This is a genomic window from Rhodanobacter sp. DHB23, from assembly GCF_014842975.1.
Taxonomy (GTDB): Bacteria; Pseudomonadota; Gammaproteobacteria; order Xanthomonadales; family Rhodanobacteraceae; genus Rhodanobacter_A.
This window is the reverse complement of the sequence record NZ_JACYXK010000026.1, coordinates 49,682-72,913: the sequence shown is the minus strand read 5'-3', so window position 1 is coordinate 72,913 and position 23,232 is coordinate 49,682. Positions and strand designations below refer to the sequence as shown.

The following is a 23,232-nucleotide window of genomic DNA, read 5'->3' as shown; positions in this document are numbered from 1 at the left end:
GGGTTCGCGGCAACGCCGGTGCGGCGGCCTGATGTGCCGCCGTGTGCCGCAGCCGTGGCCCGTTTTCCGTGGGTGGCCGATACGAGAGAGGTGACGCCAGATGCCGTATTCCCGATATCGCTGGGTGATCGTCGCCGCAGGCGGCCTGATGGGTTGTGTCGCGATCGGCGCGATGTTTTCGCTGCCGGTGTTCCTGCGCTCCATCGCGCGCGACACGGGCTGGTCGATGACTGGCATCTCCGCCGCGATGACGCTGGCCTTCATCGCGATGGCGTTCGGCAGCATGGCGTGGGGCAGCCTGTCGGACCGCATCGGCACGCGCGCGGTGGTCATGGCGGGCGCCGTCCTGCTTCCGGCGAGCGTCGCGCTGGCGAGTCGCGCGCCGTCGCTGCCCGTGTTCCAGCTGGTCTTCGGCCTCGCCGTCGGCGGTTCGACGGCCGCGGTGTTCGCGCCGATGATGGCCTGCGTGACGGGCTGGTTCGACACGCACCGCAGCCTTGCGGTGTCGCTGGTGTCGGCCGGCATGGGCATGGCGCCGATGACGATGTCGCCGCTGGCCGCGTGGCTGGTGTCGGCGCACGGATGGCGCACGTCGATGCTGGTCATCGCCGCGTTGGCGGCCGTCGTGATGATCCCCGCGTCGCTGCTCGTGCGCCGGGCGCCCATGCTTGAAGTCGCGCAGCCGGCGCCGGTCGAAGCACCCGCAGCGATGTCGGTCGCGGGCGCGTTGCGCTCGCCGCAGTTCATCATCCTGCTGCTGACCAACTTCTTCTGCTGCGCGACGCACTCCGGCCCGATCTTCCACACGGTCAGCTATGCGGTGACCTGCGGCATCCCGCTGATCGCCGCGGTGTCGATCTACAGCGTCGAAGGGCTCGCCGGCATGGGCGGTCGCATCGTGTTCGGCTTGCTCGGCGATCGCCTAGGCGCGAAACGCATGCTGGTGGCGGGGCTGCTGGTGCAGGCGCTCGGTGCGCTCGGCTATTACTTCGTGCACACGCTGGACGGGTTCTATGCGGTGGCGACGCTGTTCGGCTTCATCTACGCGGGCGTGATGCCGTTGTACCCGGTGATCGCGCGCGAGAACTTCCCGCTGCGGATGATAGGCACGGTGATCGGCGGCTGCGCGATGGCCGGCAGCCTGGGCATGGCCACGGGGCCGGTCGCCGGCGGCCTGATCGTCGACACGTTCGGCAGCTACGGCGGGCTGTACCTCGGTTCGGCCGTGCTCGGCCTCGGCGCCTTCCTGATCGCGACGATGTTCCGTCCGTTCCCTAAAGATCGGACGGAAGCCGTCGCCGCGTGACGGCGTCGCACCATCCCGCAGCGGCAGCGGGGTGGTCGTGATTTCGCCGAAGCGCGTCGACCCACCTTGAAGAGGGGGCGCGCTTCGGCGAAGGCGTCGATCAGGCCTTCGCGGCAGGCCGCGGGCGATGGCGACGCTTGCGGTTGCCCGCGGCGTGTTCGCCATTGCCCTGCTTCTGCTGTGCATGGCCGTGCGGACGGTGCGCCTGCGACGAGCCCTGCGGGCGTTGCGACTGCCCGCCCTGCGAACGCTGCGGCGAGCGCGGCTGGCGCTGGCCCTGCTTGGGACGCGGCGCGCCGGCATCCAGGCGCAGCGGCGAGGAGGGTTCGAAACCGGCCACGTTGTCGATGGCGATCTCGTCCTTGAGCAGCTTGCGGATGTCGCGCAGCAGGCCGGATTCGTCGTGGCTGACCAGCGACACCGCCATGCCTTCGCTGCCGGCGCGGCCGGTGCGGCCGATGCGGTGCACGTAGTCCTCGGCCACCATCGGCAGGTCGAAGTTGATCACCATCGGCAACTGGTCGATGTCGATGCCGCGCGCGGCGATATCGGTGGCCACCAGCACGGTGATGCGGCCGCTCTTGAAATCGCCCAGCGCCTTGGTACGCGCGTTCTGGCTCTTGTTGCCGTGGATCGCCGCGGCGCGCAGGCCGGCCTGTTCCAGGTACTTCACCAGCTTGTCGGCACCGTGCTTGGTGCGGCTGAACACCAGGGTCTGGCGGCGGCTGTCCTGCGCCAGCACGTGCAGCAGCAGGTCGCGCTTGCGCTCGGCGTCGACCGGGTGCACGTGATGGCTGACCAGGGCGGCCACGGTGTTCGGCGGCGTCACCGTGACCTCGCGCGGCTCGCGCATGAACTGCATCGCCAGCGCCTTGATCTCGGGCGCGAAGGTGGCGGAGAACAGCAGGGTCTGCCGCTGCTTCGGCAGCGCGCCGAGGATGCGCTTCAGCGCCGGCAGGAAGCCCATGTCGAGCATGCGGTCGGCCTCGTCCAGCACCAGCGTCTCGACGCCGGACAGGTCGATCGTGCGCTGCTGCATGTGGTCGATCAGGCGGCCGGGCGTGGCGATCACGATGTCCACGCCGCGGCGCAGCGCGTTGATCTGCGGGCCCATGCCGACGCCGCCGAAGATGGTGGTGGCGCTGATGCGCAGGTGCTTGCCGTAGGCCTGCGCGTTGTCGAGGATCTGTGCGGCCAGTTCGCGGGTGGGGGTGAGCACCAGTGCGCGCGGGCGGCGCGTCATGGTCGGGCCGGCATCGACGAGCTTGTGCAGCAGCGGCAGCGCGAACGCGGCGGTCTTGCCGGTGCCGGTCTGCGCGGCGGCGAGCAGGTCGTGGCCGGCGAGCACCAGCGGAATGGATCCGGCTTGCACCGGGGTGGGTTCGGCGTAGCCCTGTTCGGCAAGCGCACGCAGCAACGCGGGCGCAAGGCCCAGCGATTCGAAAGACATTGGAACGACTCCTGTGCAACCCGGAGCGTTCAAGCGGAACCGTGTTGCGATCTTGGGGAATGGGGGCGGCGAAACCGCCAACGGTCGGGGAACCGTCCGCATAGTGTAACCGATAAGCGTGGCGGCTGCGTTTCTGCCGCGTGCTAGCCTGCGGACCTTGCCTCGCGGAGTGCCCATCATGTCGCTGCTGTCGTCGCTGCGGGAACTGAACCACGAGCAGCGCCACACCGTGCTGGCCAGCTTCCTGGGGTGGACACTGGATGCGTTCGACTACTTCCTGCTCACTCTGGTGATCGTGGGCGTGGCGCAGGAATTCCATACCGACACCAGGGCGGTCACCTACGGCCTGTTCCTCACGCTGGCGGCGCGGCCGCTGGGCGCGCTGGTCTTCGGCCGGCTGGCGGATCGCTACGGGCGGCGCCCGGTGTTGATGGTGGACGTGGTGCTGTTCTCGCTGTTCGAGCTGGCCACCGCGTTCTCGACCTCGCTGACCATGCTGCTGGCGCTGCGCTTCCTGTTCGGCGTGGCGATGGGCGGCGAATGGGGCATCGGCGCCTCGCTGGCGATGGAGTCGATCCCGCCGAAGTCGCGCGGCCTGGTTTCCGGCCTGCTGCAGAGCGGCTATCCCTGCGGCTTCTTCCTCGCCGCACTGGCGAACTGGCTGCTGGTCGATGCGATCGGCTGGCGCGGCCTGTTCGTGGTGGGCGCATTGCCGGCGGTGCTGGTGCTGTACATCCGGCGCAAGGTGCCGGAGTCGCCGGTGTGGCAGGCCGGACGGCACGAGCACGCCCGCGCGGACGTGTGGCAGGCGATGCGCGGGCACTGGAAGCTGTTCGCCTACATGATCGTGCTGATGTGCGCGTTCAACGCCTTCAGCCACGGCTCGCAGGACATGTACCACACCTTCGAGGAAGTGAACCTGCACCTGCCCACCGGCTCGGGCACGGCCTTCCTGCTGGTGGCGCTGCTCAACCTTGGTGCGCTGGTGGGCGGCCTGTGCTTCGGCGCGTGGTCGGAGCGGGTGGGGCGGCGCAGGGCGATGATCGTCGCCGCGCTGCTGGCGATCCCGGTGATCCCGCTGTGGATGTACGGCGGCTCGCTGTGGCTGCTCGGCCTCGGCGCGTTCCTGATCCAGGTGATGATCCAGGGTGCCTGGGGCGTGGTGCCCACCCATCTCAACGAACTGTCGCCGGACGCGGTGCGCGGCACCCTGCCGGGCTTCGCCTACCAGCTGGGCAACCTGCTCGCCGCCGGCACCGCCACCGCGCAGACCTGGCTGGCGCATGGGCACGGCGGCGATTTCGCCTGGGCGATGTCGCTGTGGATCGCGGCGGTGGCCGTGCTGCTGGTCTTGCTGGTATGGCTGGGGCCGGAGGCGCGCGGCGTGGGCTTCGGCCGGCGGTCCACCTGATAGAATCGCCACTTTGCACCATTCGAGAGACAGGCAATGAAGGCTGGCAAGGACAAAGTCGTCGCGCTGCATTACACGCTGCACGTGGACGGCGAAAAGGTGGAAAGCTCGCACGACAACGGCGAGCCGTTGTGGATCCTGCTCGGCCACGGCCAGCTGATCGCGGGCCTGGAAAAGGCGCTGGAAGAGCATGCCGCCGGCGACGAGGTCAAGGCCACCATCGCCCCGGCCGACGGCTACGGCGAGCGCCAGGAAGGCCAGGTCCAGCGCGTGCCGAAGAAGTATTTCCAGCATGCCAAGCACCTCAAGCCGGGCATGACCACCGTGCTGGCGCTGAAGGAAGGCGGCCACCGTGCCGTGACCGTGCACAAGGTCGGCATGAGCACCATCGACGTCGACCTCAACCACCCGATGGCCGGCAAGACGCTGGACTTCGACGTGAGCATCCAGGAAGTGCGCGAGGCCACCGAGGAAGAAATCCAGCACGGTCACGCCCATCCGCCGGGCAGTGCTCCGCACTGACCGGCGGATCAACGGTAAAAGCAAAACGGCGCCCCTGGCGCCGTTTTTCGTTTGCCCCCCTCTCCCGCCTGCGGGAGAGGGTTGGGGAGAGGGAACGGCCTTGCGTAAAACCCTCTTCTCCCAGTCCACGTCCGCAAGCGAGCGAGGAAACCCAAGCAACCAAGCTTGCGTGAGAGAGCGGCGCCAAGCGCAGGCTCAATCCAGCACCCTTCTCCCGAACGCGAAATGCTCGGCCCAATACGGCCCGTCGATGTCATCCAGCCGCACGGTGCCGCCGCTGTTGGGCGCATGCACGAAGCGGCCCTTGCCCACGTACACGCCCACATGGCTGATGCGGCCGCGGCTGCCGAAGAACACCAGGTCGCCGCTGACCAGGGCGGCCATGCGCTTGACCTTGCGCACGTCCATGTCGGCCATTTCGTACGAGGTACGCGGCAACTGCAGGCCGGTGGCGTTGCGGTAGATGTAATCGACCAGGCCGCTGCAATCGAAGCCGCCGGCGGGCGTGTTGCCGCCCCAGTGGTAGGGCGTGCCGACCAGGGCCATCGCACGGAACAGCACGTCGTTGGCGGCGGTGGCCTGGCCGTCGGGGGCACGCGCGGGTTCGTTGGCGAGGGCGGATGGGGCAACACCGCTGCGGCGCGGCGCGCTGGCGCAGGCGGCGAGCAAAGCGATGGCGAGAGCAGTCAGCGCCAAGCGTGCAATGCGCGCGGGCGAGGCGGCGAACCGGGTGGCGAAGGGCTGGTTCACGCGACAACCTCGGCACGGGATGTGTCGAGGTTATCAATTCAACAATTCACATGCAAATCAATTGGATTTCTTGTATTTCGAAGCCTGTTTCTCAGCTTTCTTGTTGAACGTGGCCCTGCGTAATGATGACTTTGTGTTCCGAGGCCGGTTCCTCGATTTTCTTGCTGGGCAAGTCATCGATCGAGAACGTGATGGGGACGCGTGCGTAGCCATCGACTGGCTTGCCGTCCTTGACCCGCGGCAGGAAATGCCACTGCCTCGCATCCTGGGTAGCCGCCGTGATCAGGTCGGCTGAACTGGTGGTACTGCCCTTGGCATCGTAGGTGATCGTGCCTACGGAGCCATCGGAGCGCACTTGTATGTCCAGCATCACCGTGCCTTGTTCGTGGTTCTTGATGGCTGCAGCCGGATAACGGGGATTGGCGTTTACGACGTCATTGAGGCTTGGCGTGGCCGTGTGATCCGGTGTCGGAGGGTTGTCCGTGGCCGCTTGCGCCACGACCACGCCGCCCGCCAGCAACGCGGCAAGCGCAATGAAACCCGCACGGCGGCGCAGCGCACCGGGCCGATGATGCTGGATCATGGTGAGTCGCTCCTTCAGTTGGGGCTCGGCGAGCCAGGGAATCAACGCCGGCATGGGCGACAAGCCGGCGCTGTGCAGCAGGGTGTGGGCGTAGCGGGCCTCGTCGTGCGGCGTGTCGCGCAGCACCCGTTCGTCGCAGGCCAGTTCCTGGTCGAGCCGGAAACGCGAACGCGCCAGCCAGGCCAATGGGTGGAACCACAGCAGCGCGAACGCCAGCTCGGCGACGAGGCTCCACAGTGCATCGCCACGGTGCAGGTGGGTGAGCTCGTGGCGCAGCACCATACGGCGTTCGCTGGCGTCGAAGCGCTCGAGGAAGTCCGCCGGCAACAACAGCAGGCTGCGCGGCGCCCACAGCAGGGCGGGGCCGGCCGGGTGCAGGCGGACGCGGCGCGGATCGAAGCCGTCCAGCTCGTGTCGCAGGCGGGCCGCCATCGCCGCCGGCAGTCGGCGGCCCTGCCGGCGCAGGCGCAGGTAATGCGCGATCAGCCGCAACGCCATCGTGGCCGTACCGGCCAGCCACGACCAGCGCAGCCACGGCGTGGAAGCGGGCGCCGGTGCAGTCGCGACGCTACCGGCAACCGCATCGGGCAGGATGCGGATGGCCGGCAGCGTGAACCAGTGCACGTGCAGTTCGGGCAGGCAAGGCAGCACCAGGGCCAGCGCGGGCAATGCCCACAGGCCGAAGGCGGGGCCGGCGCCGAAGGCGCGCCGGGCGGAGCGGCGCGCCAGCAGCACCAGCACCAGCGCCGCGGTGGCGAACGACAGGCCGCGCAGCAACAGGGCGTCCATGTCAGCGCCCCTTTTTCTCGATGGCGTCGAGCAGCTTGCGCAGCTCGGCGACGTCCTTCGCGCCCAGCTTCTCGTGCTCGCTGAAGTGCGCCAGCAGCGGGCCGAGCCGGCCGCCGAACACGCGGTCGAGCAGGCTGCGGCTTTCCTGCGATTGCCACTGCTCGCGGCTCAGCATGGGCGAGTACAGGTAGCGGCGGCCGTCCTTCTCCGCGCGCACCGCGCCCTTGCCCAGCAGGCGGCCGAGCAGGGTGCGGATGGTCTTCTCGTGCCAGTCGCTGGCCTGCTGCACGGCGGCGACGATGTCCTCCGAACTCTGCGGCGCGTGGCGCCACAGCGGTTCCATCACGCGGCTTTCGGCTTCGCTGATCGTCGGGGCGGGGGCAGGAGCGGCCATGGGGTCACCGGAAAGAGATTACGCATGTAGTTTCATGGAGACTACACCTGTAATCTTTTGAGCGCAAGGCCGGCCGCTACGGCATGTCGATCTCGCTTTCCGACAGCGTATGGCCGTCGCTGTCGCTGGCGCGCAGCCGGTAACGGCCGGGGCGCAGGTAAAGGTTGGTGAATTCGTTGTAGCCGGTGATGGCGTAGCGGTCGGCGGCGATGGCATCGTCGGGTTCGCCCAGGTAGTGCGCATCGACGACGCAGGGGACGGTGCCCCGGCACAGCATCGCGTTGATTGGGTGGGGGCTGCGCTTGCCGTCCAGCGAGAGCCAGCCGTCCCGCTCCATCTCGTTGCGGTCGATGACGTGCGACATGGCCTCTCCCTGCAGCGTGATCCGGTACCCGTACTTGTACATGCCGAAGGCATCCAGGCTCAGGCTGTCGGGCAGGATCACGTTGATGTCGTAGGCCGTCGGCCGCGCGCTCCATGGCTGGCCGGTCTGCCGGCTGAGCAGGACCTCGGGTTTTTCCGACGGGAACGCACGCACGAGTTGATGGTAGGGGTCCGAGGTATCCAGCCCGGTTTCGAGGAAGTCGGTCTGGTCGATGCACAGCGGCACCTGGCCGGTCAGCGCCTGCAGCCGCATCGCCATGGGCTGTATGCCGCCGAGGCGCCCGGCGACCTTGTCGATGTGCGCATAGCCGGCGTGCACGAACAGGCGCGCGTTGGGGTCCTTCGCAAACACCGCCTGGTACAGGGTGTCGGCTTGCGCGTTCTCGCGCGCCTGCCCGTTGAGCGCGTTGTCGTAGGGCACGAGGGTGAAGCCCAGCCGGATCGCCTCGCGCACGATGTCGCCGTACAGCGGATCGCGCAGGTACTCCGTGCCGCTCTTGCGGACGGGATAGCCGCGCCTGGCCAGGTCGGGATCGTCCGTGCCCAGCGCCTCGGCGGCGAAGTAGTTGAAGCCCAGGGCACGCAGCCGCGGCAGCAGCTCCAGCGTGAGCTGGCGGGTATGCGCGTCGTGGTGGGCCTCGTTGACCATCACGATGCGCCGCTGCGCCGCCAGCGCGGCGATGGCATCGACCGCGTCGGCCGCTCGCCAGTCCGCGGGCGTCGGCAGCTTGAGGTCGTCGGGCAGGCTGTTCTTCAGCGGGAAACTGAAGACGGCCTGGTCGTACAGGCCGAGTTCGTCCTCCGAGAAGGACAGGAACTGCAGCGCCAGGATCCGGTCGTCGGCCCGCAGCGAAGGCTCCACCTGGATGAGGTACTGGTAGCGGGCCAGCGTGGTGGGTTGGCGCCCCATCGACTGCAGCAGCTTCAGTGCGGAAGGGTCGAACGACTGCGCGGCGGCGCTGGCGCAAGCCAGCAGCGCGACGGCAAGGCCTGCACGGACGGCGGAACGAGCCAGCATGGCGACGCCTTTGGGGAGTAGGCGATTCGCATGGTGCATGCGCCGAGCGATGCGCGCATGACGCGGCGCAGCAGAAGGTTACAATCGGCGGATGAATGCGACTCGTGCGGATGTACTGATACTCGGCGGCGGGGTGATCGGCCTTGCCAGCGCATTGCACCTGCTGCGCAGGGGCGTGGCGGTGCGTGTGCTGGAACAGGGGACGCCAGGGTGCGGTGCCTCGCACGGCAATTGCGGCACGATCACGCCCAGCCATGCCGCGCCGCTGGCGATGCCGGGCACGCTGGGCGTGGCCCTGCGTTCGATGCTGCGCGCCGATGCGCCGCTCTACCTCAACCCGCGGCTCGACGGCCCGCGCCTGCGTTGGCTGCTGGGGTTCGCCCGGCACTGCAACTGGGCCGATTTCCAGCGTGCCGCCGTCGCGCGTTCGGCGATCCTGCAGCGCTCGCGCCGGCATCTGGGCGAGCTGGTGCGCGACGAAGGACTGGAGTGCGAATTCGCCGAGGAAGGCGAGTTGTACGTGTATCGCACCGCGCGGGCGCTGGCGGCCGACGAGCATCATCATGCCGCCGTGCTCGACCGCCTGGGCGTCGAAGTACGGCGTTTGCGCGGCGACGAGGTGGAGGCGATGGAGCCGGCGCTGAAGCCGGGCGTGACGGGCGGCCTGTTCCATCCCGGCGACGCGCGCCTGCGACCGGATCGCTACGTCGCCGAACTGGCGCGGCGCGTGCGGGAACTGGGCGGCGGGATCGAGTGCGGCGCCCGCATCGAGGGCTTCGACACCCACGACGGGCGCATCGCGCGGGTGCGCACCTCGCGTGGCGTGTTCGCCGGCGAGCGGGTGCTTCTGGCGCTGGGGGCGTGGTCGCCGCTGCTGGCCCGTTCGCTGGGCCTGCGTCTGCCGATGCAGCCGGGCAAGGGCTATTCGATCACCTACACGCGCCCCGCGCGCGCGCCGCGCCACGCGCTGGTGCTGCGCGAGGCGCAGGTATGCGTCACCACCTGGGCCGACGGTTACCGGCTGGGCAGCACGATGGAGTTCTCCGGCTACGCCGAGGGCCTCAACCGTGCGCGCCTCGATGCCTTGCGCCGCGGCGCCGCGACGGGCCTGCATGAGCCGGAAGGGCCACGGCAACTGGAGGAGTGGTGGGGCTGGCGGCCGATGAGCGTGGACGAGGTGCCGATCATCGGCCCCAGTGCGCGCTGGGCCAACCTGCATCTCGCCACCGCGCACGGCATGCTGGGCGTGAGCATGTCGGCGGCCACCGGTGAACTGGTCGCCGACCAGTTGTGCGGCAACACGCCGGCGATCGATCCCCGGCCTTACGCACCGTCGCGCTTCGGGCTCTGAGCCGGCCGCTGGGGCTGGCCACCGTCGCCAGGCGCTTCGTGCCGTGCCTGGAGATCGCTGGGAGGCCACAAGCTGAAGCGTGGATATCTGCGCCCGGAGCTGGCCGGGAAAACCTGGCCCCATTCAGTCTCGGTATGCCGGCAGTGCTGTTATGGTGGCTCCGTCGCGCCACCCGTGGCGCCGGGTTCCGGCCGGGTTCGCGATATAAAAAAATCATCGAGGTTCGCCATCATGCGCAAGTTCGCGATCGCTTCCCTGCTCGCCGCCGGCGTGGCCCTGTCCGCTTCCGTGTTTGCCCAGCAGGCCGCCCCGGCCGCGGCTCCGGCTGCTGCCCAGCAGACTGCTCCGGCTGCCGACGCTCCCGCCGCTGCCTCTTCCACCCACAAGGCCGCGCATCACAAGTCCGGCACCAAGCACCACAGCAGCAAGACCCACAAGAAGGCCGGGACCAAGACCGACGCCGCACCCGCGTCGACCGCCTCCGGCGGCTGATCGCAGCGGATTCCGGCTGCACGAAAAACCCGCCGGTTTGCCGGCGGGTTTTTTTGTGCACGTACCGGGATCGCAGGAGTGCGCCTGATTTTCGCGGTCAGGGATGGCCGCAGGGATCGATGCTCGCCACGCATTTCAGTTCGATGGCGATGGGCGTGGGCAGGGCCGTGATGCCCAGTGTGGTGCGGCAGGCGTCCACGCCGGCGAAATGCTCGGCGTAGAGGCGGTTGTAGGCGGGGAAGTCGCGCGCCATGTCGGTGAGGAACACGGTGACGTCCACCAGGTCCTCCCAGCGCGCGCCGCTGGCTTCCAGCACCGCGCGCACGTTGGCGAACACCTGGCGGCACTGCGCCTCGATGTCGTAGGCGAGCAGTTTGCCGTCGACGTCGTACGCGTTGCCAGGGATCGCGTTCGTGCCCGGCTGGCGCGGCCCCACGCCGGACAGGAACAGCAGGTTGCCCACGCGCCGCGCATGCGGATAGGCGCCCACCGGCGCCGGCGCCGCGTCGGTGCGCACGACCTCGCTCACGGTGCGCCCCAGCGCTCGGCGAGCTTGGCCAGCACGCCTTCGTAGGCGCCAGGCAGCTGCTCATGGCTACGCACGTCCAGGCCGAGGTCGTGGATGTGGCCGTCCTTCAGGCCGTAGATCCAGGCGTGCACGGCCAACTGCTGGCCGCGTTCCCAGGCATCCCGCACGATGGTGCTGTGGCACACGTTTATCGCCTGCTCGATCGCGTTGAGCTCGCACAGGCGCGAGTGGCGCACTTCGAACGCGGTGGCGGGGTCGAGCTTGTCGCTGTGCTTGAGCGCGACGTCGCCGATGTGGCGCAGCCAGTTGTCGATCAGGCCCAGCCGCGACTGCCGAAGCACCGCGCCGATGCCGCCGCAACCGTAGTGGCCGACCACCAGGATGTGCTTCACCTGCAGCACGTCCACCGCGAACTGGATGCAGCCGAGTGCGTTGAGGTCGGTGTGCACCACCACGTTGGCCACGTTGCGATGCACGAAGATCTCGCCCGGCGGCAGGTCCACGATCTGGGTGGATGGCACGCGCGAATCGGCGCAGCCGATCCACAGGTATTTCGGGGCCTGCTGGTGCACCAGCTTCTCGAAGTAGTCGGGCTCCTGTGCAGTGACTGCGGCGGCCCAGCGCCTGTTGTTGGCCAGCAGGTCTTTCAGCGAGTTCATTGGCGTTTCCGTGGCGGGGTGTTCAGTAGCGTATGCAGACATTTTTCGGCTCGGTGAAGAAGCGCAGCGCCTCGCTGCCGCCCTCCCGGCCGAGGCCCGAGTGCTTCACGCCGCCGAACGGCGTGCGCAGGTCGCGCAGCATCCAGCAGTTGATCCACACGATGCCGAATTCCAGTTGCGCGGCAAGCCGGTGCGCGCGGTCGAGGTCGCGCGTCCATAGCGATGCGGCGAGGCCGTAGCCGGTGCCGTTGGCGATGGCCAATGCTTCCGCTTCATCCTCGAACGGGACCAGCGTGACCACCGGTCCGAAGATTTCCTGCTGGTTGGTGGCGGCTTCGTTCGCCAGTCCCTCGATCACCGTGGGTGCCACGAACCAGCCGCGTTCGCAGCGGCCGGGCACCGTCACTGCTTCGCCGCCGCACGATACGCGGCCGCCTTCGGCGCGCGCCCGGGCGATGCAGGCCATCACCTTGTCGAAGTGCGGTCGCGAGACCAGGGCGCCGAGGTCGCTGGCGTCGTCGCCCGGATCGCCCACGCGCAGTGCGCGCACGCGGGCGAGGTAGCGCTCGCGGAAGGCCGCGTAGATCGAGCGCTGCACCAGCAGGCGCGAACCGCACAGGCAGATCTCGCCCTGGTTGGCGAAGCCCGAGCGCACGATGGTATCGAGGTCGGTGTCGGAAAGCGCGGCGTCGGCGAACACGATGGCCGGGTTCTTGCCGCCCATCTCCAGCGACACCTTCTTGAACTGCGTGGCGGCCACTGCGGCGATGTGCGCACCGGTGGCGGTGCTGCCGGTGAAGGACACGGCCTTGATGCGCGGATGTTCGACGATGGCCTGGCCCACCGTGGGGCCGCGGCCGTGCACGATGTTCAGCACGCCGGGCGGGAAGCCGGCTTCGGTGCTCAACTCGCCGAGCAGGGCCGCTGTGCAAGGTGTGATTTCCGAAGGCTTGGCCACCACGGCGTTGCCCGCGGCCAGCGCGGGCGCGATCTTCCAGGTGAACAGGTACAGCGGCAGGTTCCACGGGCTGATGCAGCCGACCACGCCCAACGGCTGGCGCAGCGTGTAGTTGATCGCGCCGTGGTCCGGCCGGCCGAGTGCCATCGCGTGCGACTCGCCACCCCAGGTCTCGATGGCGGCGGCGAAGAAGCGCAGGTTGCTCACCGCACGCGGGATGTCCACGCCGCGCGCGAGTTTCACCGGCTTGCCGCTGTCGCGCGATTCCAGCAGGGCGAACTCGTCCAGCCGCGCCTCGACCAGGTCGGCGAGGCGTTGCAGCAGGCGCGCACGCTGTTCGGCGGGCGTGCTGGCCCAGGCTGGCGCGGCGCGTTGCGCGGCTTCGACGGCGGCGGCGACGTCGTCCGCGTCGGCATCGGGGCAATGGGCGAAGATCTCGCCGGTGGCGGGCTCGAACACATCGAGCCAGCGATCGCCGCGCGGCGGCACGAGGCGGCCGTCGATCAGGTTGGCGAGGCGCGTGATGGGCATCCGTGCAAGCTTACGCCGCGCCTCCGGCGATTGCACCGGACGCGGGGGTACGTTGAACCGGGATTCGTGATTGGGGATTCGGTAGAGCAAAAGTGCGGCGAGCTGGTGGCCCTGCCGAATCCCGCCATCCCCCATCCCGTCGCTCAAAGCGAACGCATGCGCCCGCCGTCCACCGGCAGGCTGACACCGGTGATGTAACTCGCGGCGGGCGAGGCGAGGAAGGCCACCGCGGCGGCGATTTCCGCGGCGTCGGCGAAGCGCCGCATCGGCACCTCGGCTTCCATCGCCTGCTGCACTTCGGCCGGCGGCTTGCCGCTCTTCTGCGCGCGCGCGGCGACGATCTGCTCGATGCGCGGGGTGCGGGTGGAGCCGGGCAGCACGTTGTTGACGGTGATGCCGAACGGCGCGAGTTCGCCGGCCAGGGTCTTGGCCCAGCTCGCCACCGCGCCGCGCGTGGTATTGGACACGCCGATGCCGGGGATCGGCTCGCGCACCGAGGTGGAGATCACGTTGACGATGCGGCCCCAGCCGGCCGCGCGCATGCCCGGCACCACCGCCTGCGCCAGCGTGTGGCAGGCCAGCAGGTGCTGCTGCCACGCGGCGAGGAAATCCTGCGGCGTGGCGTCGAGCACGCTGCCGGGCGGCGGGCCGCCGCTGTTGTTGACGAGGATGTGCACGGGCGCACGGGCGACCAGCGCTTCCGCCTGCGTGCGCAGCGCGGCGGTATCGCCCACGTCGACAGCGATGAATCCGTGGCGCTGGTCAGTGTGCGTGCGCGGCAGTTCCGCGGCGAGGGCTTCCAGCATTTCGGCGCGGCGTGCCAGCAGGGTGACGTTGGCGCCAAGCAGCGCCAGCTCGATCGCGCTGGCGCGGCCGATGCCTTGCGAGGCGCCGCAGACCAGGGCATGACGGCCGTCGAGGTGCAATTGCATGGGAAGCTCCGGTGGTCTCAGCCCCAGCGCAGGCGCATGCCCAGCGCGGCCAGCCAGCACAGCCAGCCGAGCCACTGGCTGTAGCGCCAGATGCCGCGCCAGCGGTTGATGTCGCGGTCGTCCAGCAGGGCCAGCGCGGGCGAGCGCAGCACGTATTGCATGCGCATCCAGGTTTGCAGCGTGCCGATCCTGCCCTTGGCCGATTCGACGATGACCTGCCAGTGCTGCGGGTGGCGCTGGCGCAGCAGCGCGGCGGCCCGGAACGGCGCCACGTAGGAGAGCACGAACAGGACGACGCCGGTGGCCAGCAGGCCAAGATAGAGGGCCAGCACGCTCAGCTTTCCTTGGCCTTGGCGGTGGCGGGATCGGTCCCCGTGTTCGCGCCCTGCTTGCTGCCGCCATTGCCGCCCCAGGGCAGGGCGGTACGCAGGGAGTTCAGCAGGCCGTCGCCTTTCGGCGGCTTCTTGCAGATCGCGTTGTCCACGGCCTTGGCGTAGGTGGCATTCATCATGCCTACCCAGATCGTGCCGTCGGGGCCGTGCGGCACGCCGAAGGTGCCGCTGGCGCTCATGTCCAGCGAGGGCATGCTGGTCGCGGTGGGCTGCGCGGAAAACGTCGTGGGCGACTGTTCCCAGTAGGTCTTGCCCTTCTGCTGGTCGGCCGAGCTGTAGATCAGCAGGTAGCGCGCCTGCTTGCTGCTGACGGTATAGGCGCCGAACGCGCCGGAGCTCGCGTCGCTCCAGCCCATGTGCTCGCACAGCCCGACGTCGTCGGCGCCGATCGGCTGGAAGCCGCTGTCCAGCAACACGACGGTGGGAGCGAACAGGTAGCTGGACTTCAGCCAGCGGCCGTTCAATTCCGACTTGAACGCCACGCGATAGGGCAGTTTGGCGTCGTCCGGCAGGCGGAAGGCGAGGAAGTAGCTGTGCGTGCCGTTGATGTTGGCCACGCTGCTGCCGCTGCCCAGCGTGTACGCCTGCGGCTGCCACGGCAGCATGTCCTGGTAGGAGAAGTCGGCGAAGCTGCTGCAGCAGGGCGAGGCGTCGAGCAGGCGCTGTTGCGCCTGCTTGAGCGGATCGTCGGCGCTGGCCGGCGCGCGCAGGTTGGGCGGCACCAGCGTCTTCACGGTGTGGCAACCGGCCAGCAGCACGCCGGCGGCGAGGATGAGGGGCAGGGTGGGGAGCCGGCGCTTCATTCGCATCAGTTAACTCAGAATTCGGCCGTCCCCGCCGCACGCGGATAGGGGATGGCATCGCGGATGTTGGAAAGGCCGCACACGTAGACCAGCAGGCGCTCGAAACCGAGGCCGAAGCCCGCGTGCGGCACGGTGCCATAACGGCGAAGGTCACGGTACCAGCCATACGTGGCAGGATCGAGTCCGAATTTGGCCATCCGGGCGTCCAAATGGTCCAGGCGCTCCTCGCGCTGGCTGCCGCCGATGATCTCGCCGATGCCGGGCGCCAGCACGTCCATCGCCGCCACGGTCTTTCCATCGTCGTTCAAACGCATGTAGAAGGCCTTGATCGCCTCGGGGTAGTTCATTACGACAACGGGACGGCCGATATGTTTCTCGGCGAGGTAGCGTTCGTGCTCGGTCTGCAGGTCGATGCCCCAGGCCACCGGGTATTCGAACTTCTGCCCGGACTTCTTGAGGATTTCCACGGCCTCCGTGTAGTCGATGCGCTCGAACGGCTGGGCGATGAAGGCCTCCAGGCGGCTGACCGCATCCGGCTGGACGCGCTCGGCGAAGAACGCCATGTCGTCCGCGCGCTCCTCCAGCACTGCCTTGAAGATGGCCTTGAGGAAGCCTTCCGCACAGTCCGCATTGTCATTGAGGTCGGCGAAGGCGATCTCCGGCTCCACCATCCAGAACTCGGCCAGATGGCGCGGCGTGTTGGAGTTCTCCGCACGGAAGGTGGGGCCGAAGGTATACACCTTGCTCATCGCGAGGCAGTAGGCCTCCACGTTGAGCTGGCCGGATACGGTGAGGAAGGCTTCGCGGCCGAAGAAGTCCTTGCGGAAATCGATCTTGCCGTCCGGCGTGCGCGGCAGGTTGGCCAGGTCCAGCGTGGACAGGCGGAACATGTCGCCCGCGCCTTCCGCGTCCGAGGTGGTGATGATCGGCGTGTTGATCCAGAAGAAGCCCTGCTCGGTGAGCCAGCGGTGGATCGCCGTCATCATGGTGTGGCGCACGCGCGTCACCGCGCCGAACAGGTTGGTGCGCGGGCGCAGGTGCGCCACTTCGCGCAGGAACTCCATGGTGTGCGGCTTGGGCTGGATCGGATAGGTCAACGGGTCGTCCACGAAGCCGGTGACTTCCACCGTCTCGGCCTGGATCTCGAAGCGCTGGCCCTTGCCCTGCGACGGCGCCAGCGTGCCGGTGACGATCACGCCCGCGCCGGTGGTGAGGTGCTTCACCGCGCTCTCGTAGTTGGTCAGCTTGTCGGTGGCCACGGCCTGGATCGGGTCGAAGCAGGAGCCGTCGGTCACGTTCACGAAGGACAGGCCGCCCTTGGCGTCGCGGATCGTGCGCACCCAGCCGCGCACCGTGACCACGCTGCCGGCCGCGATGGCGCCGGAAAGAGCCTGCTTGACGCTGACCACCGTCATGGATCGGAACTCCTGTTGAAATGCGCCGGAACAGGCACATCTGTAGGGGAACGCACTTCCAGCGAAGCGCGTGGACAAACCCGCATGATAAACTAGGCCTCGCACGTGCCGCGACCGGAAAGGCATGCGCCCTGCCACGTTTCCAAAGATCGCCCGCAGCCATGACCATCACGATCACCCCAGCCGCCAGCGAACGCATGCGCCGCTTCCTCGCGCAGGCGCCGGACGCCGCCGGCGTGCGTTTCGGCGTGAAACGCACGGGCTGCTCGGGATTCGGCTACGTGGTGGACCTGGCCCAGGCGGTGGGCGAGGGCGATCGGCTGGTCAGCATCGACGGCGTGCCGCTGGTGGTGGACGACAAAAGCCTGCCGCTGGTGGACGGCACCGTGATCGACTTCCAGAAGCAGGGCCTCAACGCCAGCTTCGTGTTCCACAACCCCAACGCCACTGGCGAATGCGGTTGCGGCGAGAGCTTCACCGTCGGGTGAGGGTGGTTGGTACCGGTGCGCTCGTCCGTGAGCGCAAGGTCAAACGGGCGGGCTATGGGGTATTTGTGCGCTCGTCCATGAGCGCGGAAGTCATAATGGGCGGCCATCCATGGCCGCACTCTTCAAGGTTCCCGCGCTTGGCCCGAGCGCAGGAATCAAAAAGCTGCCGTCCTCGGTCGTGCTCTTCAAATTCAGTCGCTTGCGTGGCGTTCCGCGCTTCGCGTACAATTCCGCCTCTGTCCGCCCTGCAAGGGGCGTGACGGGCACTTGCCTCACCGCATCCGGCGGGAGGCTGCGAGGCCATTCCGGCCGCATCCACAAGGAGTCGAACCACGATGTCCCTGCGACATTACGAAGTCGTGTTTCTGGTCCACCCTGACCAGAGCGAACAGGTCCCCGCGATGATCGAGCGCTACAAGGCGCTGATCGAGGCCGACGGCGGCAAGATCCACCGTCTGGAAGACTGGGGTCGCCGCCAGCTGGCCTACCCGATCGTCAACCTGGCCAAGGCGCACTACGTGCTGCTGAACATCGAAGTCGGCCAGAACGCGCTGAACGAGCTGGAGTCGGGCTTCCGCTTCAACGACGCCGTGCTGCGCCACCTCGTCGTCAAGCGTGACGCCGCCGACACCGAGCAGTCCTTCATCCTGAAGAGCAAGGAAAAGGACGACGCCCGCTCGTCGCGCCGCCGCGACGACGACGTTGACGGCCGCGACAACGACAGCGACAGCGAAGACTGAGAGGAACCACGACCATGTCCAAGTTTTTCCGCCGCCGCAAGTTCTGCCGCTTCACTGCGGAGAAGGTGAAGGAGATCGATTACAAGGATCTCAACACCCTGCGCCAGTACATCACCGAGAACGGCAAGATCGTGCCGAGCCGCATCACCGGCACCAAGGCGCGCTACCAGCGCCAGCTGGCGACCGCGATCAAGCGCGCGCGCTTCCTCTCGCTGCTGCCGTACACCGACAACCACGACGTTTAATCCGGGATTGGTGATTCGGGATTCGGGATTCGCAAGAGCGCCGCGTGCTGCTTTTCGGAATCCCCAATCCCGTCTCCCGAATCCCGGCTCTTCGGACACCCGTCCACGGCTGCGCCGGCCATCCCGGCGCTAACGAAAAGGAATACCCATGGAACTCATCCTCCTGCAGAAAGTCCGCAACCTCGGCGACCTCGGCGACAAGGTCAGCGTGAAGCCGGGTTACGGTCGCAACTTCCTGATCCCGCAGGGCAAGGCCGTGCGCGTGAACGCCGCCAACCTGGCCGCGTTCGAGCAGCGTCGCGCCGAGTACGAGGCACGCGCCAAGAACATGCTGGGCGAAGCCGAAGCCCGCAAGGCCAAGCTGGCCGACGTGTCGGTGACGATCGAGGCGCACGCCAGCCCCGAAGGCAAGCTGTACGGCTCGGTGGGTCCGCGCGACATCGCCGAGGCGCTGCAGGCCATCGGTCACGACATCCACAAGGGTGAAGTGATCCTGGGCGAAGGCCCGCTGCGCAACGTGGGCGAGTTCGAGGTGGCCATCCACCTGCACGCCGACGTGCAGACCAGCGTCAAGGTGATCGTGGTCGGCGAGAAGAAGTAAGCCACCTTCGCCACCAACGCAAACGGGCGCCTCACGGCGCCCGTTTGCGTTGGTGGCGCGGGATTCGGGAGACGGGATTGGGGATTCGGTAAAAGCGGCGCGCGGCGGGCCTGCCGTGCCTTTGCGAATCCCGAATCTCCAATCCCGAATGCCGGTCTTCTTATCCCCAACTTTCCCCAGCTTTTCCACAGGTTTCCATCTCGACCCTTGAGACGCCGCCGCGCATCATGTGGGTCTTGCCCGTCGACTGGCGTCGGCGCGTGCCGCGGCGAGCGCGGCCGTTTCGTCTTTCCGAGGTAGCCCGATGTCCTTCGTGCCCGAACGCAAGCCTTCGTCGCCGGCCATCGAGGCGCTGCGCGTGCCACCGCATTCCATCGACGCCGAACAGGCGGTGCTGGGCGGCCTGATGCTGGCGCCCGACGCGCTGGACAAGGTGGCCGACAAGCTGGGCGAGGACGACTTCTACCGCCGCGACCACCGCCTGATCTGGCGTGCGATCACCGAGCTGTCGAACAAGGGCATGCCCTGTGACGCGGTGACCCTGGGCGACTGGTTCGAGGCCAACGGCCTGGCCGAGATGGTCGGCGGCGCCAGCTACCTGATCGAACTGGCCAACAGCACGCCCAGCGCGGCGAACATCGCCGCCTACGGGGAAATCGTGCGCGAGAAGTCGGTGCTGCGCCAGCTGATCGACGCCGGCACCTCGATCACCGAGGACGGCTACCGCCCAGAGGGCAAGAGCGTGCAGGAGGTGCTGGAAAGCGCCGAGCAGGCGGTGTTCAAGATCGCCGAGTCCGGCGCGCGTGGCAAGAAGGATTCCGTCTCGATGCGCGAGGCGGTGAAGGACGCGTTCCGCCTGCTCACCGAGCGCTACGAGAACCGCGGCCAGCTCACCGGCATCACCAGCGGCTTCACCGACCTCGACAACCTCACCTCGGGCCTGCAACCCTCCGACCTCATCATCGTGGCGGCGCGTCCCTCGATGGGCAAGACCGCGTTCGCGCTGAACATCGCCGAGAGCGCCGCGCTGCGCGCGAAGAAGGCGGTGGCGGTGTTCTCGATGGAAATGTCCGCCTCGCAGCTGGCGTTCCGCCTGATCTCCTCGGTGGGCCGCATCCACCAGCAGGCGCTGCGCAACGGCGACCTCAACGAGGAGGACTGGCCGCGCGTCTCCAACGCCATCGCCATCCTCTCCGAAGCGAAGATCTTCATCGACGACACGCCGGGCATGTCGCCGGTGGAAATGCGCTCGCGCGCGCGCCGCCTGCACCGCGAGCACGGCGGCCTGGGCCTGATCGTGATCGACTACCTGCAGCTGATGCAGGTGCCCGGGAACAAGGAGAACCGTGCCACCGAGATTTCAGAAATCTCGCGTTCACTGAAGGGGCTCGCCAAGGAACTCAACGTGCCCGTGATCGCCCTCTCGCAGTTGAACCGCTCGCTGGAACAGCGCGCGGACAAGCGTCCGATGATGTCCGACTTGCGCGAATCCGGCGCCATCGAGCAGGACGCCGACGTGATCATGTTCATCTACCGCGACGAGTACTACAACAAGGAATCCCCGGACAAGGGCCTGGCCGAGATCATCATCGGCAAGCAGCGCAACGGCCCCACCGACACCGTGAAGCTCACCTTCCTCGGCCACTACACCAAGTTCGAGAACTACGCCGCCGACTCGTTCGTGGGCGGGTTCGAATGAGAGCCGGGATTGGGGAGTCGGGATTCGGGATTCGGAAAGGCAAAAGCCGCGTTCCGGCCGCTGAGGCAAGTCTTGCCGCGCTTCGCTTTGCCGAATCCAGAATCCCGACTCCCCAATCCCGGCTTCACACCGAATCCCGAATCCCGTATCCCGAATCCCGGCAGTCATGAGCCGCACCACCGTCGCCACCATCCATCTCGGCGCCTTGCGCCACAACCTTGCCCGCATCAAGGCGATGGCCGCGCCGGCGAAGGTGATGGCGGTGGTCAAGGCCGATGCCTACGGCCACGGGCTGGAGCGCGTGGCGCGTGCGCTGGACGCCGATGCCGAATGCTTCGCGGTGGCCGCGTTGGGCGACGGCCTGCGCCTGCGCGCGGCGGGACACCGGCAGCGCATCGTGGTGCTGTCCGGTCCGGACCAGCCCGGCGACATCGCCGAGATGCAGCGGCTGGGGTTGGATGCAGCTGTTCATCACGAGGCGCAACTGGCATGGCTGTCCGAGGCCAGCGCGACACGTGGGCGCCTGCGTGTATGGCTGAAGATCGACAGCGGCATGCATCGCCTGGGCTTCGTGCCGGAGCGCGTGGCGGAAGTGCATGCGCGACTCGCGGCGTTGCCAGGCATCGACCCCGAGATTGGCCTGCTCACGCACTTCGCCGAATCGGAGGTATTCGACGGCGACGTCACGCGGGCGCAGATCGCACGCTTCAACGAAGTGACCCGTGGCCTCGACGGGCCGCGTTCGCTGTCCAACTCGGCCGCCGTGCTGGGCTGGCCCGAGGCGCGTGCCGACTGGGTGCGTACCGGTGGCCTGCTGTATGGCCTGTCGGTGGTGGACGGCAAGAGCGGGGCGGATTTCGGCTTCCGTCCCGCGATGACGCTGTCCACGCGGCTGATCGCGGTCAACCGCATCGGCAAGGGCGAGCGCATCGGCTACAACGGCACCTGGGTCTGTCCCGAGGACATGCCGGTGGGCGTGGCCGCGATCGGCTACGGCGACGGCTACCCGCGCAGTGCGGCCAGCGGCACGCCGGTGCTGGTGGGCGAGACGCGCGTGCCGCTGGTCGGCCGCGTCTCGATGGACCTCGTCACGCTCGACCTGCGCGAAGCGCCGCAGGCGAAGGTGGGCGATCGCGTCACCCTGTGGGGCGACGAGTTGCCGGCGGAAATCGTCGCTGCCCACGCCGGTACCATCAGCTACGACCTCACCTGTGGCATGACGCGGCGTGTGCTGTTCGTCGAGGATGAAGGCTGACGCCTCGCGTCGGCGATGCCGTCTCGTCGCCTGCGATAGATGCCGGTTACTCTTGGCCGCATCACCTTTGCACTCGTCCATGAGTGCGAAGATAAAGAACAGGAACCTCTGCATGACCAAAGCCAAGACCGCCTACGTCTGCACCGACTGCGGCGCCGAGCATCCCAAGTGGCAGGGCTCCTGCGTGGAGTGCGGCGCGTGGAACACGCTGTCCGAGATCGTGCTGCAACCGGCGGTGAAGTCGGCCGGCGCCGCGCGCGGCGGTTATGCGGGCAAGGCGGCCGGTTCTCCCAGGGTCATGCCGCTGACCGAAGTCGCGGTGACGGCCGAGGCACGCACGCTCACCGGCATCGGCGAGCTGGACCGCGTGCTGGGCGGCGGCCTGGTCGAGGGCTCGGTGGTGCTGGTGGGCGGCGATCCGGGCATCGGCAAGTCCACCCTGCTGCTGCAGATGCTGGGCACGCTGGGCGTGCAACTGCCCAGCGTCTACGTCACCGGCGAGGAGTCGTTGGCCCAGGTGGCTGCGCGAGCGCAGCGCCTGGGCCTGCCGCTGGAGCCCTTGCAGGCGCTGGCCGAGACCTGCATCGAGCGCATCCTGGAACAGACCGCGATCGCGCGGCCACGCGTGCTGGTGATCGACTCGATCCAGACGATCTGGACCGAACTGCTCACCGCCGCGCCGGGTTCGGTGTCGCAGGTGCGCGAGTCGGCGGCACGGCTCACGCGCTTCGCCAAGGAGACCGGCACGTCCGTGTTCCTCGTCGGCCACGTCACCAAGGAGGGCGGCATCGCCGGCCCGCGCGTGCTGGAGCACATGGTGGACGCGGTGCTGTATTTCGAGGGCGAGTCCGGCAGCCGCTTCCGCGTGCTGCGCGCGTTCAAGAACCGCTTCGGCGCGGTCAACGAGCTGGGCGTGTTCGCGATGGGCGACAAGGGCCTGCGCGAGGTGCCCAATCCTTCCGCGATCTTCCTCTCCGCGCATGCCGGCCCCACCCCGGGCAGCGCGGTGATGGTGACGCGCGAAGGCACGCGGCCGCTGCTGGTCGAGGTGCAGGCGCTGGTCGACCAGTCCAGCCTGGGCAATCCGCGCCGCGTGGCGCTTGGCCTGGAGCAGAACCGCCTGGCGATGCTGCTGGCCGTGCTGCACCGGCATGGCGGCGTGGCCGCCTACGACCAGGACGTGTTCATCAACGTGGTGGGCGGCATCCGCGTGCAGGAGACGGCGGCTGACCTGCCCGCGCTGCTGGCGGTGCTGTCCTCGCTGCGCGACCGGCCGTTGCCGGAAAAGATGATTGCCTTCGGCGAGGTGGGTTTGTCGGGCGAGATCCGCCCGGTGCCGAACGGCGAGGAGCGCCTGAAGGAAGCCGCGCACCACGGCTTCCGCCGCGCCATCGTGCCGAAGGCGAACGCGCCGAAGTCCGGTCGCGTGGGCGAGTTGGAGGTGGTGGGGGTGGAACGTCTGGGGCAGGCGATCGACGCCTGCCGTTGATCGCCTGCGTTGCGCCTGGTTCATGCAGCAGGCGCGCCTGCGCACG

Annotated in this window: 24 protein-coding genes; 12 read left to right on the top strand and 12 right to left on the bottom strand. The window is 68.2% G+C overall.

Features of this window, described 5'->3' with window-relative positions:
• Positions 1 to 100 precede the first annotated feature (100 nt).
• The gene (locus tag IHE47_RS08795) at positions 101 to 1,306 is read left to right on the top strand and encodes an MFS transporter (RefSeq protein ID WP_192105520.1); all 1,206 of its coding nucleotides are present in this window, start codon (positions 101 to 103) and stop codon (positions 1,304 to 1,306) included.
• A 100-nt stretch (positions 1,307 to 1,406) separates the two neighbouring features.
• Here the strand turns inward: IHE47_RS08795 and IHE47_RS08790 are convergent, their stop codons facing one another.
• On the bottom strand, positions 1,407 to 2,756 hold the full coding sequence (locus tag IHE47_RS08790; RefSeq protein ID WP_192105519.1) for a DEAD/DEAH box helicase: 1,350 nt from the start codon (positions 2,754 to 2,756) through the stop codon (positions 1,407 to 1,409).
• A 178-nt stretch (positions 2,757 to 2,934) separates the two neighbouring features.
• Here IHE47_RS08790 and IHE47_RS08785 point away from each other — a divergent pair, with 178 nt between their 5' ends.
• Both IHE47_RS08785 and IHE47_RS08780 read left to right on the top strand, forming a co-directional pair.
• Positions 2,935 to 4,167 (top strand): MFS transporter, encoded by a 1,233-nt coding sequence (locus IHE47_RS08785; protein WP_192105518.1) that lies wholly within the window; start codon positions 2,935 to 2,937, stop codon positions 4,165 to 4,167.
• 36 nt (positions 4,168 to 4,203) lie between these two features.
• On the top strand, positions 4,204 to 4,689 hold the full coding sequence (locus tag IHE47_RS08780; RefSeq protein ID WP_192105517.1) for a peptidylprolyl isomerase: 486 nt from the start codon (positions 4,204 to 4,206) through the stop codon (positions 4,687 to 4,689).
• A gap of 195 nt (positions 4,690 to 4,884) precedes the next feature.
• Here IHE47_RS08780 and IHE47_RS08775 read toward each other — a convergent pair whose 3' ends face one another.
• The 4 genes from IHE47_RS08775 to IHE47_RS08760 all read right to left on the bottom strand — a co-directional run bounded on the left by IHE47_RS08775 (position 4,885) and on the right by IHE47_RS08760 (position 8,607).
• Positions 4,885 to 5,439 (bottom strand): C40 family peptidase, encoded by a 555-nt coding sequence (locus IHE47_RS08775; protein WP_192105516.1) that lies wholly within the window; start codon positions 5,437 to 5,439, stop codon positions 4,885 to 4,887.
• A gap of 91 nt (positions 5,440 to 5,530) precedes the next feature.
• On the bottom strand, positions 5,531 to 6,811 hold the full coding sequence (locus tag IHE47_RS08770) for a TonB family protein (RefSeq protein WP_192105515.1): 1,281 nt from the start codon (positions 6,809 to 6,811) through the stop codon (positions 5,531 to 5,533).
• Position 6,812: 1 nt separating this feature from the next.
• Positions 6,813 to 7,205 carry a BlaI/MecI/CopY family transcriptional regulator gene (locus IHE47_RS08765; protein WP_192105514.1) on the bottom strand — a complete coding sequence of 131 codons (393 nt, stop codon included), beginning with the start codon at positions 7,203 to 7,205 and terminating at the stop codon, positions 6,813 to 6,815.
• A gap of 76 nt (positions 7,206 to 7,281) precedes the next feature.
• Positions 7,282 to 8,607, bottom strand: coding sequence for a hypothetical protein (locus IHE47_RS08760; RefSeq protein WP_192105513.1), 1,326 nt, complete (start codon positions 8,605 to 8,607; stop codon positions 7,282 to 7,284).
• 91 nt (positions 8,608 to 8,698) lie between these two features.
• Between IHE47_RS08760 and IHE47_RS08755 the strand changes: the two genes are divergently transcribed.
• A complete protein-coding gene (locus tag IHE47_RS08755; protein ID WP_192105512.1) occupies positions 8,699 to 9,958 on the top strand; it encodes an FAD-dependent oxidoreductase in 1,260 nt (419 codons plus the stop codon).
• Between the two features lie 231 nt (positions 9,959 to 10,189).
• Positions 10,190 to 10,450: a hypothetical protein gene (locus tag IHE47_RS08750; RefSeq protein ID WP_192105511.1), complete on the top strand. Its 261-nt coding sequence runs from the start codon at positions 10,190 to 10,192 to the stop codon at positions 10,448 to 10,450.
• Between the two features lie 97 nt (positions 10,451 to 10,547).
• Here the strand turns inward: IHE47_RS08750 and IHE47_RS08745 are convergent, their stop codons facing one another.
• The 7 genes from IHE47_RS08745 to asnS form a co-directional block, all read right to left on the bottom strand.
• A complete protein-coding gene (locus IHE47_RS08745; RefSeq protein WP_192105510.1) occupies positions 10,548 to 10,979 on the bottom strand; it encodes a Rid family hydrolase in 432 nt (143 codons plus the stop codon).
• Complete coding sequence (can, locus tag IHE47_RS08740) at positions 10,976 to 11,638, bottom strand: carbonate dehydratase (protein WP_192105509.1); 663 nt, start codon at positions 11,636 to 11,638, stop codon at positions 10,976 to 10,978. Before can ends, IHE47_RS08745 begins: the two co-directional genes overlap by 4 nt.
• Before the next feature lie 22 nt (positions 11,639 to 11,660).
• A complete protein-coding gene (locus IHE47_RS08735; protein WP_192105508.1) occupies positions 11,661 to 13,127 on the bottom strand; it encodes an aldehyde dehydrogenase in 1,467 nt (488 codons plus the stop codon).
• A gap of 143 nt (positions 13,128 to 13,270) precedes the next feature.
• On the bottom strand, positions 13,271 to 14,059 hold the full coding sequence (locus IHE47_RS08730; RefSeq protein ID WP_192105507.1) for an SDR family oxidoreductase: 789 nt from the start codon (positions 14,057 to 14,059) through the stop codon (positions 13,271 to 13,273).
• 17 nt (positions 14,060 to 14,076) lie between these two features.
• Positions 14,077 to 14,391: a hypothetical protein gene (locus IHE47_RS08725; RefSeq protein WP_192105506.1), complete on the bottom strand. Its 315-nt coding sequence runs from the start codon at positions 14,389 to 14,391 to the stop codon at positions 14,077 to 14,079.
• Positions 14,392 to 14,393: 2 nt separating this feature from the next.
• On the bottom strand, positions 14,394 to 15,260 hold the full coding sequence (locus IHE47_RS08720) for a MalM family protein (RefSeq protein ID WP_343227464.1): 867 nt from the start codon (positions 15,258 to 15,260) through the stop codon (positions 14,394 to 14,396).
• Positions 15,261 to 15,268: 8 nt separating this feature from the next.
• Complete coding sequence (gene asnS, locus IHE47_RS08715) at positions 15,269 to 16,669, bottom strand: asparagine--tRNA ligase (protein WP_192105505.1); 1,401 nt, start codon at positions 16,667 to 16,669, stop codon at positions 15,269 to 15,271.
• Between the two features lie 161 nt (positions 16,670 to 16,830).
• Between asnS and IHE47_RS08710 the strand changes: the two genes are divergently transcribed.
• From IHE47_RS08710 to radA, 7 genes are all read left to right on the top strand, one after another.
• A complete protein-coding gene (locus tag IHE47_RS08710) occupies positions 16,831 to 17,157 on the top strand; it encodes an iron-sulfur cluster assembly accessory protein (RefSeq protein WP_192105504.1) in 327 nt (108 codons plus the stop codon).
• 335 nt (positions 17,158 to 17,492) lie between these two features.
• Positions 17,493 to 17,897 (top strand): 30S ribosomal protein S6, encoded by a 405-nt coding sequence (gene rpsF, locus IHE47_RS08705; protein WP_192105503.1) that lies wholly within the window; start codon positions 17,493 to 17,495, stop codon positions 17,895 to 17,897.
• Positions 17,898 to 17,911: 14 nt separating this feature from the next.
• Positions 17,912 to 18,142, top strand: a complete 231-nt coding sequence (gene rpsR / locus IHE47_RS08700; RefSeq protein WP_008213232.1) for a 30S ribosomal protein S18 — start codon at positions 17,912 to 17,914, stop codon at positions 18,140 to 18,142.
• 148 nt (positions 18,143 to 18,290) lie between these two features.
• Positions 18,291 to 18,743, top strand: coding sequence for a 50S ribosomal protein L9 (gene rplI / locus IHE47_RS08695; protein WP_192105502.1), 453 nt, complete (start codon positions 18,291 to 18,293; stop codon positions 18,741 to 18,743).
• 304 nt (positions 18,744 to 19,047) lie between these two features.
• Complete coding sequence (locus tag IHE47_RS08690) at positions 19,048 to 20,442, top strand: replicative DNA helicase (RefSeq protein WP_192105501.1); 1,395 nt, start codon at positions 19,048 to 19,050, stop codon at positions 20,440 to 20,442.
• 166 nt (positions 20,443 to 20,608) lie between these two features.
• The gene (gene alr / locus IHE47_RS08685; protein WP_192105500.1) at positions 20,609 to 21,697 is read left to right on the top strand and encodes an alanine racemase; all 1,089 of its coding nucleotides are present in this window, start codon (positions 20,609 to 20,611) and stop codon (positions 21,695 to 21,697) included.
• 112 nt (positions 21,698 to 21,809) lie between these two features.
• Positions 21,810 to 23,186 (top strand): DNA repair protein RadA, encoded by a 1,377-nt coding sequence (gene radA, locus IHE47_RS08680; protein WP_192105499.1) that lies wholly within the window; start codon positions 21,810 to 21,812, stop codon positions 23,184 to 23,186.
• The last annotated feature ends 46 nt before the right edge of the window (positions 23,187 to 23,232 follow it).